The sequence below is a fragment of the Oceanirhabdus seepicola genome, assembly GCF_023684385.1.
In the GTDB taxonomy this organism is placed as follows: Bacteria; Bacillota; Clostridia; order Clostridiales; family Clostridiaceae; genus Oceanirhabdus; species Oceanirhabdus seepicola.
The window spans coordinates 1,090,083-1,104,399 of sequence record NZ_JAGSOJ010000001.1 but is presented as its reverse complement, the minus strand read 5'-3'; the positions used below and the strand labels follow the sequence as shown (position 1 = coordinate 1,104,399).

Sequence of the window (14,317 nt, the reverse complement as noted above, 5' to 3'; positions counted from 1 at the left end):
ATATAGATAAATCCATAATTTAACCCCAGCGTATGTTTTTTGATTAAGCACCGCATTATTTCAAGTTAGTATAAATTAAGTTCTTAATCTCATAAATATCTTTCAGTTCATGAACATTCTTACCAGTATATTTCTTATAAATATCTTCAATAAAATTAGCACCAAAATCATGTAATAAGGTACTAATAAAGAGTTTTTCTATGAAAATATCATAATCCATCTCCTTGATAAATTCGTGGATTAATTCAAGAGCAAAGTCGAATAACTCAAATATGATAGGTGGATATTCATATTCAACAGGCGCTATAGTGCTATCTGCAAAATCGATTATAAAGAGATTAGCATCCTTATCAATCATAACATTATCAGCGGTGATATCACCATGAACATATACACATTGTGAAATATCATAGTCACTTAATATATCTGCAATTTGCGATTTTACTGAAGGTGAGAATTTATTCCATCTCTCATTATTTATCGCTCTTTCTTTAATAAAACTACCATTTGTATGTTCTTTGGGTTTTGCATTAAGCTTGTTCAAATTCGCTTTAAGTTTCTGTACAAAACTAGCTTTTTGAGCATAGGAGTAATCTTTAAGTATACTACCAGCTTCTTTGCCATCAATATAATCCATTATAAAATATTTGAACAAGTATTTATCTTGTATACTACCAGCTGAAATTATATTAGGTGTATTTATACTTTTGGCAATAGCTCTTTCCATTGCCTCCATTTCTACAGTATAGTCAGCATCAGTATTGGCACCAGATTCCTTCGGCGCAAAGAGTTTGATTACATAGTTACCTACTTTAAAGACTGCATTAGTTCCAGGTGTCAAATTAGATATATTATCATATCCCTGAAGATTCTCTTTTTTAAATATTTCTTCTATTAGTTTTTTAAAATCATCAATTGATTGAAAGACCGCCGCCCATGAATTCCAATCACTAATATCTTTTTTAAATAAATATCCCATATTCTTGCCTCCACAGTTCTATTATTTATATATTAGCATTTTAAGTCATTAATTTTAACCTCTCAAATGAATCAGAATCAAAGATGTTCCACATCTATATACTCTTGACAAAGATACTATGGAGATTTTTCAAAATAATTTGATTCTACAAAAAGGTTTTATAATTTTGAGTGAAAACCCAAATACTTATCGTATATATAAGTGAAAGGGTAATCAAGGCTATTGAAAGGAGTTACAAAATGGATGATAGTAACATATTATTACTTCTCAAAAACAGTCCATCCAAGGGTTTATATGAAGCTACTAAAAAATATGGTGGAATGGTAGAAGTAATAACAAAAAAGATACTTTACAGAAATGAAGAAGATATTGAAGAATGTGTGGCAGATACATTTGTTACCTTATGGAAAAATACAAATGATGTAGAATTTCAAAGAGGTACACTTAAAGGGTATATTGCATGTATTGCTAGAAATAAAGCAATTGATAGATATAGAAAATTGTGTAAGGATAGTACTGTTTATATAGAAGATAAAGAGATTGTTTCAGCTACGGATATAGAAGAAGAAATTGTCATAAAAAGTGATGTTGAGGTTGTACAAGAGCTTATTAATGATATGGGTGAGCCTGACAAAGAAATTTTTATAAGACGTTTTTTCTGGTTTGAAAAGGTGAAAGAAATAGCAATTAATTTAGGTTTAACAGAAAAGAATGTTGAAAATCGTATATACCGTGGTAGAAAGCGATTAAAACAAGTACTAATTGAAAGAGGGGTTACAATATGAAAAAAATTGATGATAAATTTTTAAATAAACTTGATGAAATGGAGATAGATATGCCTAAATTATCAGAAGAGAAACTTAATCGAATTTATAAGCTTGAAATGGAAAAAGTAGGGCTAAAGAAGCCACAAAAGAAAAAATTTAACTGGAAAGTTAGAAAAGGACTTGTAGCAGCATGTTTCGTTGTGGCCTTTGGAGCCGCTATACCTAGTATATTCAATCAGATAAATAATATTAAAGAAAATCCTATAGCAAGTGTTCCTAATGATAGTGTAAAAGAAAAAATTAAGATTATTACATCACTGAAAGATGGTGAACACTCTTCTGTTGTAGAACTTTCAAAGGGTATACTGAATTTTGGTGAAGCTACACCCCCTATGGATAGTATTATGTATTTTGACCCTAAAACTACAACAGAGCGTTCTTTGACGCAAAAGGAGTATATTGAGTATTTGGGAGTAGACCCAAGACCTTCATATATGATAGCAGGATTAATAGAACAACCAGTTGATAATTTGATGATAATAAAAAATAAAAATGGAACGATGGCTTATGATAATGGTTACTTCAACTATTTTTCAGAAGATAATAATAAAGTTCTAACTATATCAACTTCAAAAGGTGGCTATCCAAAGAATTGTGCTTTAATTGCAACAGAAAGTGAAAGTAAGTCAAATATAAATGGTATAGAGGTAAATGTTGGGCATTCACTAGATAGCATGTATGTTGCAACTTTTATGTACAAAGGAATCGGATATGAAATAGAAAGTTATAATATTTCTCAAAAGGAATTTATAAATGTGCTTGTTTCTATACTTCAGTAACTCAGTAAAAGATGAAAGATATGTTTTCTAGTTTATTACAAAAATTAATATATAAGAAAAGAGGAAAAATGATATGATTAGAAAAAAATTAATAACATTAGTTGTAGTAGGAACAATTCTTTTAGGAGGTACAGCTTTTGGTGTTTATGCATCCTCAGAGCAAAGTGATAAGCAGACTAAGGCTACTGTTCAAGAGGGTTTATTAGCAAGTGGACTTACTGAGGAATCTAAAGCTGAGTTAGCATGGGAACTTACAGAAGAACCTAAAGGTGAATTAGCATGTGAATTTACTGTGGAACCTAAAAACGCTATAGTAACACTAACAAATGAAGCTGACATATATAATGTTGTTTTAGATTATTTTATTGAACTAGATGTAGCACTAAACAATGATATGAAATATATTGCTGTGAATTTTGATACAAACATTGATAATGAAACCAAAGAAAAGATTAAAGAGAATCTTAAGAAATATAATGTAGATGTAATAGAAGGGAACGTGGAGGAGTTATTAGCAAAAGGATTAGGTGACGAATATGGTAATTTAGATGGAATTCTATTATCAATAAGTGATATTAAAATAGAATCAGAAAATAAAATAATCATTAATGGTTCTAAATATCGTTCAGGAGTTGGTGCAGTTTCCACTCATGTTACTGTAAACAATGATAACGGAACTTGGAAAATTCAATCATCAACACCGGTGATTGCATCATAAAAAATATAATATATTTTTGAAAGAAGTAGAATATACTAAGACTCCCCCCACTTGAGCGTAAGCAAGTGGGGGGAGTCTCATTATAATTATAATTCAGTTCGCCAAAACTTTGGTGTTAACAACGCAATTACAGTAAAAAGCTCAAGCCTTCCTAATAGCATAAAGAAGGAGAGTAACAGTTTACTAAAAGCTGAAAAGTCAGCGTAGGTATGAGTTGGTCCAACAAAGCCAAAACCAGGGCCAATATTACCGAGAGTTGCAGCAACTGCACTTGTCGCGCCCATAAATCCTATTCCTTCTAATGATATGACGATAGAACCCAAAATGAATATCATCATATATAACATAAAGAAACTAGAAATATTAAGTAAAGTGCCTTCTGATACAGGTTTGTCACCAAATTTTACAGATACTATTGCTCTAGGATGAAGAATTTTAGTTAATTCTCTTTTTATGAGTTTTATTAAAGCAAGAATTCTTATTACTTTTATTGAACCACCTGTTGAACCGGCACTTCCTCCTACAAACATAAGCATAAAGAGGATTCCTTTTGAAAAAGTTGTCCACTGTTCATAGTCAAAGGTTGTATAGCCTGTGGTTGTAATTATTGAACTCACTTGAAATAAGGAGTGTTTAAAAGATTCAAATAAATTATGATATAGATGTGTATTCATATTTAGAGTAATAGCTATAACACTTATTGAAATAATACTTAGATAGAGTTTTAATTCACTGTTTTTGATAACATCTCTCCACTTTCCTTTATAAAGATCATAGTAGAGTGAAAAATTAGCCCCGGACATAATCATAAAAATAGATATGACAATGAATATATAGGAACTATTAAAGGCGCCAATGCTGGAATTTCTTGTAGAAAAGCCACCTGTACCTAGGGTTCCGAAAGTATGAACAGCGGATTCAAACGGAGACATTCCACCAAGGAGTAATAGAATAAATTCTGCTAATGATATTATGATATAAGAGACATATAAAATTTTTGCAGTATCTTTAATTCTTGGTACGATTTTATCAGCAATAGGACCTGGACTTTCTGCCTTAAACACATGAAATCCTCCTGCTCCCATCATAGGTAGTATAGCCACAGCAACAACTAAAATTCCCATTCCACCAATCCAGTGAGTAAAGGAACGCCAAAATAGTATTCCCATAGGAAGTATTTCAATATCAGTAATGATAGTTGCTCCAGTAGTTGTAAACCCAGACACCGTTTCAAAGAAAGCGTCTACATATGATGGTATGCTACCTGACAAGTAAAAAGGAAGAGCTCCGAAGAGGGATGCGAAAATCCATCCGAAGGTTACGATAGCAAGACCTTCCTTCGCTTTTATTTTCTTTTTAGTAATCGGTATTTTAGTCAAAATAAAACCAGTTAAAGTGGTTAAGGAAATGCTGATGGCAAAAGGAATCAAATCATTTTGGTTGTTTGCAGCTGAAATGATTAAAGGTGCAATCATTCCAAAGGCAATAATGAGTAAGAGATATCCTAGCACTTTAAAAATCATTTTATAGTTCATCTAACGTCCGTCCTTTAAGCGAAAGAAAGTTTCTAAAGTTGGCACTTCTGCTAAAAGTGAAAAAACGACGATACGATCCCCTGCTTGTATTTTTGAATTACCTTTCGGAATAATTACCTCATCATTGTGAACAATAGCACCAATGATGATCCCTTTAGGAAGATTAAGATTTTTAATAGGTTTATTTAAAACTTGTAAATTATTAGATGCAATAATTTCAGTAACTTCAGCTTGTCCATCAAGGAGTAATGACACTGAAACAACTCTACCACCTCTAATGTACTTCAGTATTTCACTGGCTGTAATGTTTACAGGGTTAATAGCCAAATCAATTCCTAATTTCTCAATAATGTGAACATAACTTTGTCTTGAGATTTTAGCAATAACTTTACCAACGTTTAATTGCTTTGCTCTTAAAGACATAAAGAGATTTTCTTCATCATATCCTGTTGCGCCAATGAAGGCATCCATTTCAGCGAGATCTTCTTCCTCTAAAAGATTAATATCAGTGCCATCCCCATGAATAACTAAGACATTATCATTAAGTTTATCTGCTAAGGCTTTGCAACGATTAATATCAGATTCAACAATTTTAACATTTATGCCTTTTTGAGAAAGACTGTCTGCTAAGTAGTAACCGATTTTTCCACCGCCCAGGATCATTGCTTTTTTAATTGTTTTTTTATCAATGGATTCTTTTAGAATTTTAGCAATAATTTTAATTTTATCTCTTTGACCAATGACATAGATAAAATCATTTTCCTCTAAAATAGTTCCTCCGTGAGGGATAATAATATCACCGTTTCTTGAGATAGCAACTATTAATAAGTCATCAATACAGTTTAACTCACTTATCTTTTTATTTACAAAATCAGATAGATTTTTAATGTTAAAGTTCACTAAAGAAACTTTTCCCGAGGCATAATCGCCAAAGGAGAATGTATAGCTCTCCATTAAATATCTTAAAATCGCATTTGAAGTTGCTAGTTCTGGATTAATTACATGGTCGATATTATATACATTTTTCATAAAATCAAGTTGATTTGCATACTCTGGATTTCTAATTCGAGCAATGCTGCTAGTGCATCCAAGGCTTTTAGCCATAGAGCTTATAAGTACATTGGTTTCATCGCTACTTGTCACAGAGATGATTAAATCATAAGAAGAAATATTTAGTTCTTCAAGAACTTCTTTTCTTGCTCCGTTAGCATTTATCGTTAATACATCCAAATGATCCTTAAGTCTATCAAGAATAATGGGGTTGTTGTCCATTATGGTAACGCGAATTTCACCGTTAAGCATTGCGGTTGCGAGTTTTGTACCAAGTTTTCCTGCTCCAATAATCATTACTTTCATGATGCACCAGCCTTTCTGGTATAATTTTACTATAATATCTATTCTATAGTATGTTAGATGTTATTTCAAGAAATTGCAATAATTAACTTTGGGTGACTAAAATAATTAAACATCTTTAAACTTAATTATCAGCAAAAATATTTTGAATTTGTTTAAATCTCAATGGTGCATTTTTAGTTCAGAAAAATGTTGTAGGTTGATGTACTGATGTATCTGATGATATCATTTGAATAGAGTTTTTAGAAGATGTCTTCAGAAAAAAATAAAATAGTAGTTGGTTATATGAGGGGGGAGATTATAGCATGTTTAAAGATATTTATATTGAAACTGAACGTTTAATTCTTAAACCATATTGTATGGAGGATATTGATGATTTATATAAAGTATATAGTGACGAAAAAGTTATGTCATATATACCAGAAGGAGTTATGTCATTCCAATGGGTAAAAGATTTAATAGAATGGATGGTTGAAGATTGTTATGAAAATAATACACCAGATAATATAGATAAGTTTGGGGTTTCAGTAGTGGACAAAAAGAAGAATAAGGTAATAGGTTGGTGTGGGTTAGGTTCGCTTGATTGTAAACCAGAAGATGTAGAATTATTTTATGGCTTATCCAGTGAATATTGGGGACAAGGATTAGCAACTGAAGCAGCTATGGCAATGCTTCATTATGGATTTGACATAATAGGACTAAAGCGAATTATTGCAGTAGTAAAATCTGATAATATAGCTTCAAAAAAAGTGATTGAGAAATTGGGAATGAAGTTTAAAAATATTCTTAACGTTGATGACCCTAATTATAGTGGGTATGATGGGGAACTCTATTATGCTCTGACTAAGGACGAATATAATGAAAATAATGTCCTTTGAGGAAAGAATTTCCCCCAAGTTTACGATAATATTGATTTGAAGGGGAAACATTGTAGTTGTAAATAACAAGTTCCTTAAAATCTTTAGACTCAAACTCACTCAAGAGCTTACTAAGTAGCTTTAGGGATATACCTTTTCCTCTATACTGTTCATTAACAAATAGATAATTTAATTCAATACCATTTTCAGAATCACCTTTTTCATCAAAAGAATAAATCTTTAAATCGATTGCCTGTGAATACTCTTCTTTATTTATATCTATTTATTATATGGTACCATTCCAAGTTACTAACATTAAACCTCTCAAATGAACCCGAATCAAAGATGTTCCAGAAAATAAAGAAGGCATGCTACCAATAACTAATTGATAACATGCCGTATATATGTCTAAGCACATAATTTTTTTTCTTGTCTAATGATTCTACTTATGCTCTTTTCAGCAAGATGATATTGCTTAGCTAATTCTCTAACTGAAACTCCATTATTATGTTTATTTAAGATCTCTATATTCCTACTCTTCAGGTTATGTCTTGTACCTTTTTTCTGTCCCCAAGACTTTTCGTTTCCTTCTTTCCTAGGAATATATATATATTCACCATCTATATATTCTTGAATTAAATCTATTATTTCCTTTGGTAATACATTCTTTGCCTTAATATGCTGCATTGCTCTGCTCCTCCTAGTAATATCTTAATAATTACTTGAAGCAAAGACTACTAAATGTATTTAACCTCTTTTAGCTATTATAGATATTTTACCCCAAAGTTAAGGAATGCATGTTCAAAAGTTTAGAACATCTTAAACCTATGCATATCTTAATTACTGAGCTGAGATATCTGTAGTGATAAATAGCTCTAAATAAAGTATAGCCATCTATTATTAGTAGTCTTTACTTAGAGCTTAGATACAGTTTCGCGTCTATCAGTAATATTAAATTCCTTCATAATAACACCCCCCATATGCCCATTATTTATAAATTATTTTAACAGTTTTTGGTTATGAATTCAAATCATCAAATAATGAACACATAACTCTCTAATACGTTTTAGGAGGTTTCAAATATGGTGTAAAAGTAATATTTCTTTCAACATTATCTTAAAAAAGAGAGTTATTGTTTGTGTAAAGAATAGCTATAATTATACTCTACCTATTAATTAAGTAGTACATATGAGAAAATGAAATTGACAGGGGTGATAAATGTGATTTTTCAAACTAAAGAATTCATAAATCCCACAGGGGATGAGATGAAAAAAATTCATAAGAAAATTAGTGAATTATTAAAGAATGAATATAGAATTGAAATTAAAAATATAAAAGAGATTGAAGATGGGCAAAATCTCAATTATCTTCTGGAAGGGTATGAACATAGTGGAGAGAGAAATATTAGATTATTTCTTAAGATAATGTCAAAGGCTGGTTATCCAGATGTGGGTACATTGAGTACATGTTATGAACTGTTAAAGTCCAACGGATTTCCGTATTATAATATGGTTCATTATGATACAAGCAGTCTTATAGCACCATATGGATTTATAGTGCAGGAATGGATTGATGGGGAAGTGAGAGTTTCAAACAGTGATTTTTACATTGAAGAGGGGCAAAGTCTTGGAGAGGATGAAGATATTCCGTGGCTTAGAGATTATGCACATGTTTTAAAGAAGATACACTCAATAAAGATTGATCACTTTGGAGATATTAAAGGTCTTGTTAAGTTTGATAATATTCATGAGTATTATGATAATATAGATGAAGTTATACGTTGGTCATTTGGTAATGTTAAAGATGAGGGAATAGTGCTTAGTGATCTAGTAGAACATGAAATCCTAGATGGTGATTTCTTGAGATATGTTTTAGAAAAAGTAAGTGATTTAGGAAGAAAGATAGGAGCGAAGGAGAGTGTACTCATATATGGGGACATGTTCCCCTCAAATATCATATATAAAGATGATGAGCCTAGAATAATAGATTGGGATGAATGTAGAGCCAACTGGTGGGTATATGAAATAGCAAGGACAAGTTACTATATTGAAAATAGAGATTTTGCTATGAAGTTTATTGAATATTATGATTCACAAGATTCCTTAGAAGAAATAGATATTGGAATAAGGATCGAACATGTTAAGCAGCATTTGAGAAAATTATGTATCATGTGTATGAATAGAGAAAAAGATCAACAGCTCATGGAGAAGGTTGAGAACTTTAAAGATAAAATAATTGATAGATTGGAGAATAGATTTTTATGGGAAAAGAACAATTAGTAATTAAAAGAATCAATGAGGAGAATTACAGAAAATTTTCAGAGGTGCTTCAGTGGAGAGGCACAGGGGTGAAAGAGGAAAAATCAGAGGAAGAAATCAAAAAAGTATTGGAGTTTTTTTATGAGCATGATATCTTCAAAAATGATCACTTTCTTTTATTCGGTGCTGAGTTAGATGGAGAATATGTTGGATACATAGGAGCAAGTTTCATACCAAAGCCAGATAAAAGATTAGGAGTATTTTTTGTTGACGAGCTATGGGTACATGAGGATTATAGAGGAAAAAATATTGCTCAGGCATTACTTGATGAGGTATATAATGAAGGTAAACGTTTAGGCGCATGGAGAGTAAGATTATATACTAGTGAAGATAATCTATCAGGAAGAAGAGCATATGCTAAGAATGGGTATAGTGAGGAAGGTGGATGCTTGTTTTGTGAGAGAGATTACTAGTAAAATATAATAATTTTAAAGGTGGAAATAGAGTGAATTTAAAAAACATAATTACAGAGAGATTAATATTAGTGCCAGTAACATTAGAAATCACTCAATCTTTATTAGATGGAAGTAGTCAAGAAATTGAAAAACTTGGAATGAAAGTACATGAACAATGGCCTACAGCGGATACAAAAGATATCTTGCCTATTATAAATAAGTCATTAGGAAAAAATAAGATTCCAAGTGGATTTGAATTTTGGATCATTGTAAAAAAAGATAATATGACAGTTGTTGGGGATATAGGATTTCACGGAAAACCTAATGAAAAAGGAGAAGTTGAAATAGGTTATGGTTTAATTGAGAAGGAAAGAGGAAAGGGGATAGGTTTTGAAGCACTAAGAGCTATTATGGATTGGGTAAGTACTCAAGATAGTGTTAGAGTTATTAAAGCTGATTGTTTGATTAATAACATACCATCTATACGAATATTAGAAAAGGTGGGTATGAAAGAAATTAATCGAGATGAGAATTTAATTTACTGGGAATGCATAAAAACAGTAAATAGGTAATTATATATAATAAAATTATTAAATAATAGCTCTCTTTTTTAAAAAGATGTTGAAAATCATTTGTTCAACTGGACAAGCGAGATGTTTTTTCAACATTATCTTAAAAAAGAGAGTTATAAATCTTAAAGGATATTTAAAGTATTTATTGAATTTAATATTAATGATTCATACAAATTATGGAATAAAAATGGAGGCTTTTTATATGTTAGAAGGAATGAAAATTTACTGGATTGGTGGATCTCCATGCTGTGGCAAGAGTACAATTTCTGAAATGTTAGTTAAGGAATTTGGATTTGAAATGTATAAATGTGATGACTATTTAGAAAGATACATTCAATTAGGTGTTGAAAATGGCGTTGAGATTATGAAAAAAGTTAAGTCTATGAATTTAGATGAAACTTGGTTTAGAGACATTGAAGAACAAGTTGAGGATGAATTTAAGTTTTATAGAGAGGCTTTAAAAATAATAGTAGCAGATTTAGAGAAAAATTATAAAGGTAAAAGTGTATTAGTTGAAGGTGCTGTTATATTACCTGAATTTATAAAAAATAATGGTATAGACAATAGTAATTATATTTGTATGGTTCCTACTAAAGAATTTCAGATTGATAACTATAGTAAGAGAGAATGGGTTAAATACTACCTAGATGGTTGCTCAGATACAAAAAAAGCCTTTGAAAATTGGATGAAAAGGGACGTTGAATATGCAAAAATTGTAAAAGAAAATGCTAAGGACTATGGTATGAACGTAATAGTTGTGGATGGTAGTAAATCGATTGAGGATAATTATTTAAGAGTAAAGAAACTGTTTGGATTAGTTTAATTGGTTAATGATTAAACTAGATATTATATAAATAAGTCATAAAAAAGGGGATGTTATTATGGATACAGTAAAGCAACAACGTGAATGGATGAAGGCACATTTTGATAAAATGGATAATGTACAATCAGATCAACAATTACAAAAGCCACAACCCCCATTGCAAAAACCTTATAATGAAAATAATGAAGTTATAGATTTACCAGAAGTTAATGAAAGCATACTGACAAAAACAAATATTTTTGATATTTTCACGGATAGAGTAAGTCACAGAAAGTTTACTGATGAAAGTATAAGCTTAGAAGAGTTATCATTTTTATTATGGGCATCACAAGGAGTAAAAGATATAAAGGGTGATAACTACTGCACAATGAGAACAGTACCTTCTGCTGGAGCAAGACATCCTTTTGAAACATATATTGTGGTAAATAGAGTTGAAGGATTAAAGAGTGGAGTATATAGATATTTAGCTTTAACTCATCAGCTAGCATGTGTTTTTGAAAAGGAAGATTTAGAAGAAAAAATAGCTCAAGTAACTTTAGGTCAAAAATTTGCGGGTAAAAGTGCTGTTACCTTTGTATGGAGTGTAGTTCCGTATAGAGGCGAGTGGAGATATAGTGTAGTAGCTCATAAGCCTATGGTTTTAGATGCTGGACATGTTTGTCAAAACTTATATCTTGCTTGTGAAGCAATAGGATGTGGAACATGTGCTATTGCAGCTTATGATCAGAAAGAAATTGATGAATTTTTAAATCTTGATGGAGAAGATGAATTTGTAATTTATGTGTCGCCTGTAGGGAAGATATAGTAATAGTTAATAATTTTAAAAACAAAAGGTACGAGATAGATTGTCTATCTTGTACCTTTTTGATCTTTGTCTATTTCCAATGGTTTTGAATCTTGCAATTTTCTAATATAAATAAACTTTCTTATTTCTTTTTAAAAAGAATAATGAAACAAAGAGCGAAGAAAATTCTGCAAAGGGAACTACTAACCATAATCCATTCAATTTAAAAAAGTTAGGTAATAACAAGAAACCAATAATACAAAATATAAAGGTTCTTGAAAAAGAAAGCAATGCGGAAGTCTTTCCATTTGATAAAGCTGTAAACAATCCAGAGGTATAAATATTTAATCCAGTAGCTAGAAATGAAAAAGCAAAAATTCTTAATCCGTTTAATGTTAGAGTATATACAATATTTGTTTCAGAGATGAATATCTTAACAATAAATGGAGAGAAAGCAAAACATAAAATAAATATAATGATTGAGGATATCATAACGAAAACTTTTGAATATGTATGATATTCTTTGATTTTTATTGAATTTTCAGCACCATAATTAAAACTAATAACAGGAGAAACACCTGCGATATGTCCTAGATAGACGGATGTCATTACGAATTGAATAAATAATATTATTGTAATTGCCGCTACTCCATTTTCACCTGCATATTTAAGGGCTATGTAATTAAAAAATAATGTAGTTATTGCTGCAGATAACTGAGTTACCATTTCAGATGAACCATTATATATAGTATCTTTCAATAATCTTAAATCTAATGATGGCTTAACATATTTCAATGTAGATTTTTTACTTATAAAATATAAGGCACATAAAATAGTAGAAAAAGCTGCGCCAATAAGGGTTGACAAAGCTGCACCTTTTATACCGAAATTTAATTGAAATATAAATACATAATTAAGTATCAAGTCAATTAGTCCACCTAATAAAGAGGCTAATAGACTAAAGTTAAAGGCACCATCAACTCTTGTAAAATACTCAAAAACCATCTTAAGTATATAGAATGGAGCACATAACAAAATTATTATTCCATAGCTCTTACAATAAATCATTAAAGTTTCTGTAGCGCCTAAAAGAGAAAAAATTCTTTCATTAAATACAAGTCCTAGAGTACTAAACATAACCCCAATTATTAAAGAGAATAAAAGAATTAAGGTGAATCTATTATTAGCTTCATTTAAGTTCTTTTCCCCTAATGATATAGATATTAAAGCACTGCCACCAGTTGCAAACATGACACCAATACCACATAATAAGTTAATCATAGGGAGTACAATATTAATGCTAGCTAATGCATCAGAACCAACTTTGTGAGATACAAATATACCATCCATAATTGTATATAATGATAAAAAAAGCATAGATAAAATTGGTGGTAAAACAAATTTAAAGAATTCCTTTAATGATGTTTCTTGTGAAAATGTAGTTTCCATATATAATCCTCCTTGTTCTAAATGTTTACTAGTAGAATAATAAGGTATATAGTAACTATATAGGCAAGGATTTTTTTGAAAGGAATTATAAATATGAAAGATAAAGAATATTTTTCTACAGGAGAGTTTGCAATGTTAGCAAATGTATCTAAGCAGACTTTAATTTATTATGATAAATCTGGTGTTTTTTCTCCTATGTATAAAGATGAAAAAAATTTCAGGTACTATTCTTTGAGTCAATTTGAGGCATTAGATACATTAATAAGCTTGAAGGAAATAGGAGTGCCACTAAAAGAGATTAAGGAATATCTAAGTAAAAAAGATATTGAAAGTTTAGCAGAGTTACTTAAGAAGAAAAATGAAGTAATAAAGAATCAAATTAATAAGCTGAGACATATTAGCAATAAAATAGAAAATAAATCTGTAAAATTAGAAAAAGCTATAAAGCAGCAACTTATTGAGGAACCTTATTTTAAAAGATGTAACTCTACAAATATTTTGACTTCCAGTGTTGAGAGTGATGACTATAAAAAAATAATGGGGAAAATTATTGAGTTTATTAATAATTGTAAGGATAAAGAGGAATTTGATAATGGAAATCCTATTGGAGGTATTATAAAAAAGGAAGATATACTCAGTGGAAAGTTTAATAACATAAAGGCTATTTATATTATGATAGACAGTAAAAGTATAATTGATGATGAGAGTGTTAAACCAAAGGGGATTTATGCACGTATTAATCATAGAGGAGGGTATGATACAACACATATTTCTTATAAAAAGCTAATAGATTTTATAGAAAAGAGTGGATATGAAATTATAGGAGATGCTTATGAAAATGAACTTATAGGATATCTTTCAGCTCAATCACAGGAGGAATATTTAATAGAGATATCTATACAAGTACAAAAAATTTAAAACTAGACTT

General features: G+C 30.3%; 16 protein-coding genes. 10 read left to right on the top strand and 6 right to left on the bottom strand.

Going from position 1 to position 14,317, the window contains the following annotated elements:
- Positions 1-55: 55 nt before the first annotated feature.
- Positions 56-979, bottom strand: a complete 924-nt coding sequence (locus KDK92_RS04745; protein ID WP_250857910.1) for a phosphotransferase family protein — start codon at positions 977-979, stop codon at positions 56-58.
- Between the two features lie 239 nt (positions 980-1,218).
- Between KDK92_RS04745 and KDK92_RS04740 the strand changes: the two genes are divergently transcribed.
- From KDK92_RS04740 to KDK92_RS04730, 3 genes are all read left to right on the top strand, one after another.
- Positions 1,219-1,764: a sigma-70 family RNA polymerase sigma factor gene (locus KDK92_RS04740; protein ID WP_250857909.1), complete on the top strand. Its 546-nt coding sequence runs from the start codon at positions 1,219-1,221 to the stop codon at positions 1,762-1,764.
- Positions 1,761-2,585 carry a DUF4367 domain-containing protein gene (locus KDK92_RS04735; RefSeq protein ID WP_250857908.1) on the top strand — a complete coding sequence of 275 codons (825 nt, stop codon included), beginning with the start codon at positions 1,761-1,763 and terminating at the stop codon, positions 2,583-2,585. Before KDK92_RS04740 ends, KDK92_RS04735 begins: the two co-directional genes overlap by 4 nt.
- 73 nt (positions 2,586-2,658) lie before the next feature.
- On the top strand, positions 2,659-3,303 hold the full coding sequence (locus tag KDK92_RS04730) for a hypothetical protein (protein ID WP_250857907.1): 645 nt from the start codon (positions 2,659-2,661) through the stop codon (positions 3,301-3,303).
- Positions 3,304-3,389: 86 nt separating this feature from the next.
- On the opposite strand, the gene KDK92_RS04725 is transcribed toward KDK92_RS04730, so the two are convergent.
- Together KDK92_RS04725 and trkA are read right to left on the bottom strand one after the other, a co-directional pair.
- The gene (locus tag KDK92_RS04725; protein WP_250857906.1) at positions 3,390-4,838 is read right to left on the bottom strand and encodes a TrkH family potassium uptake protein; all 1,449 of its coding nucleotides are present in this window, start codon (positions 4,836-4,838) and stop codon (positions 3,390-3,392) included.
- Positions 4,839-6,194, bottom strand: a complete 1,356-nt coding sequence (gene trkA, locus KDK92_RS04720) for a Trk system potassium transporter TrkA (protein ID WP_250857905.1) — start codon at positions 6,192-6,194, stop codon at positions 4,839-4,841.
- 302 nt (positions 6,195-6,496) lie between these two features.
- On the opposite strand from trkA, the gene KDK92_RS04715 reads away from it, so the two are divergent.
- Entirely contained in the window at positions 6,497-7,069 is a 573-nt protein-coding gene (locus KDK92_RS04715; RefSeq protein WP_250857904.1) for a GNAT family N-acetyltransferase, read from the top strand.
- Here KDK92_RS04715 and KDK92_RS24900 read toward each other — a convergent pair.
- Positions 7,035-7,286: a GNAT family N-acetyltransferase gene (locus tag KDK92_RS24900; RefSeq protein ID WP_420852325.1), complete on the bottom strand. Its 252-nt coding sequence runs from the start codon at positions 7,284-7,286 to the stop codon at positions 7,035-7,037. The two genes, KDK92_RS04715 and KDK92_RS24900, sit on opposite strands and share 35 nt — an antisense overlap.
- A 170-nt stretch (positions 7,287-7,456) precedes the next feature.
- On the bottom strand, positions 7,457-7,735 hold the full coding sequence (locus KDK92_RS04710; protein WP_250857903.1) for a CD3324 family protein: 279 nt from the start codon (positions 7,733-7,735) through the stop codon (positions 7,457-7,459).
- A gap of 533 nt (positions 7,736-8,268) precedes the next feature.
- Here KDK92_RS04710 and KDK92_RS04705 point away from each other — a divergent pair.
- The 5 genes from KDK92_RS04705 to KDK92_RS04685 all read left to right on the top strand — a co-directional run bounded on the left by KDK92_RS04705 (position 8,269) and on the right by KDK92_RS04685 (position 11,961).
- Positions 8,269-9,327 (top strand): aminoglycoside phosphotransferase family protein, encoded by a 1,059-nt coding sequence (locus tag KDK92_RS04705; protein WP_250857902.1) that lies wholly within the window; start codon positions 8,269-8,271, stop codon positions 9,325-9,327.
- Positions 9,309-9,779 carry a GNAT family N-acetyltransferase gene (locus tag KDK92_RS04700; RefSeq protein WP_250857901.1) on the top strand — a complete coding sequence of 157 codons (471 nt, stop codon included), beginning with the start codon at positions 9,309-9,311 and terminating at the stop codon, positions 9,777-9,779. The genes KDK92_RS04705 and KDK92_RS04700 overlap by 19 nt, the downstream gene beginning before the upstream one ends.
- Before the next feature lie 32 nt (positions 9,780-9,811).
- The gene (locus tag KDK92_RS04695) at positions 9,812-10,333 is read left to right on the top strand and encodes a GNAT family N-acetyltransferase (RefSeq protein ID WP_250857900.1); all 522 of its coding nucleotides are present in this window, start codon (positions 9,812-9,814) and stop codon (positions 10,331-10,333) included.
- Positions 10,334-10,535: 202 nt separating this feature from the next.
- Positions 10,536-11,156 (top strand): hypothetical protein, encoded by a 621-nt coding sequence (locus tag KDK92_RS04690; RefSeq protein WP_250857899.1) that lies wholly within the window; start codon positions 10,536-10,538, stop codon positions 11,154-11,156.
- Positions 11,157-11,214: 58 nt separating this feature from the next.
- A complete protein-coding gene (locus tag KDK92_RS04685) occupies positions 11,215-11,961 on the top strand; it encodes a SagB/ThcOx family dehydrogenase (protein WP_250857898.1) in 747 nt (248 codons plus the stop codon).
- A gap of 102 nt (positions 11,962-12,063) precedes the next feature.
- On the opposite strand, the gene KDK92_RS04680 is transcribed toward KDK92_RS04685, so the two are convergent.
- Complete coding sequence (locus tag KDK92_RS04680; RefSeq protein WP_250857897.1) at positions 12,064-13,389, bottom strand: MATE family efflux transporter; 1,326 nt, start codon at positions 13,387-13,389, stop codon at positions 12,064-12,066.
- Between the two features lie 93 nt (positions 13,390-13,482).
- Here KDK92_RS04680 and KDK92_RS04675 point away from each other — a divergent pair, with 93 nt between their 5' ends.
- Positions 13,483-14,307, top strand: coding sequence for a MerR family transcriptional regulator (locus KDK92_RS04675; RefSeq protein WP_250857896.1), 825 nt, complete (start codon positions 13,483-13,485; stop codon positions 14,305-14,307).
- The last annotated feature ends 10 nt before the right edge of the window (positions 14,308-14,317 follow it).

What these genes read in the sequence shown, in the direction of transcription:
- KDK92_RS04740 (WP_250857909.1), top strand. Translation starts at nt 1,219, where the DNA reads ATGGATGATAGTAACATATTATTACTTCTCAAAAACAGTCCATCCAAG.
- KDK92_RS04710 (WP_250857903.1), bottom strand. Translation starts at nt 7,735, where the DNA reads ATGCAGCATATTAAGGCAAAGAATGTATTACCAAAGGAAATAATAGAT.
- KDK92_RS04745 (WP_250857910.1), bottom strand. Translation starts at nt 979, where the DNA reads ATGGGATATTTATTTAAAAAAGATATTAGTGATTGGAATTCATGGGCG.
- KDK92_RS04685 (WP_250857898.1), top strand. Translation starts at nt 11,215, where the DNA reads ATGGATACAGTAAAGCAACAACGTGAATGGATGAAGGCACATTTTGAT.
- KDK92_RS04690 (WP_250857899.1), top strand. Translation starts at nt 10,536, where the DNA reads ATGTTAGAAGGAATGAAAATTTACTGGATTGGTGGATCTCCATGCTGT.
- KDK92_RS04700 (WP_250857901.1), top strand. Translation starts at nt 9,309, where the DNA reads ATGGGAAAAGAACAATTAGTAATTAAAAGAATCAATGAGGAGAATTAC.
- KDK92_RS04675 (WP_250857896.1), top strand. Translation starts at nt 13,483, where the DNA reads ATGAAAGATAAAGAATATTTTTCTACAGGAGAGTTTGCAATGTTAGCA.
- trkA (WP_250857905.1), bottom strand. Translation starts at nt 6,194, where the DNA reads ATGAAAGTAATGATTATTGGAGCAGGAAAACTTGGTACAAAACTCGCA.
- KDK92_RS04715 (WP_250857904.1), top strand. Translation starts at nt 6,497, where the DNA reads ATGTTTAAAGATATTTATATTGAAACTGAACGTTTAATTCTTAAACCA.
- KDK92_RS04680 (WP_250857897.1), bottom strand. Translation starts at nt 13,389, where the DNA reads ATGGAAACTACATTTTCACAAGAAACATCATTAAAGGAATTCTTTAAA.
- KDK92_RS04725 (WP_250857906.1), bottom strand. Translation starts at nt 4,838, where the DNA reads ATGAACTATAAAATGATTTTTAAAGTGCTAGGATATCTCTTACTCATT.
- KDK92_RS04730 (WP_250857907.1), top strand. Translation starts at nt 2,659, where the DNA reads ATGATTAGAAAAAAATTAATAACATTAGTTGTAGTAGGAACAATTCTT.
- KDK92_RS04735 (WP_250857908.1), top strand. Translation starts at nt 1,761, where the DNA reads ATGAAAAAAATTGATGATAAATTTTTAAATAAACTTGATGAAATGGAG.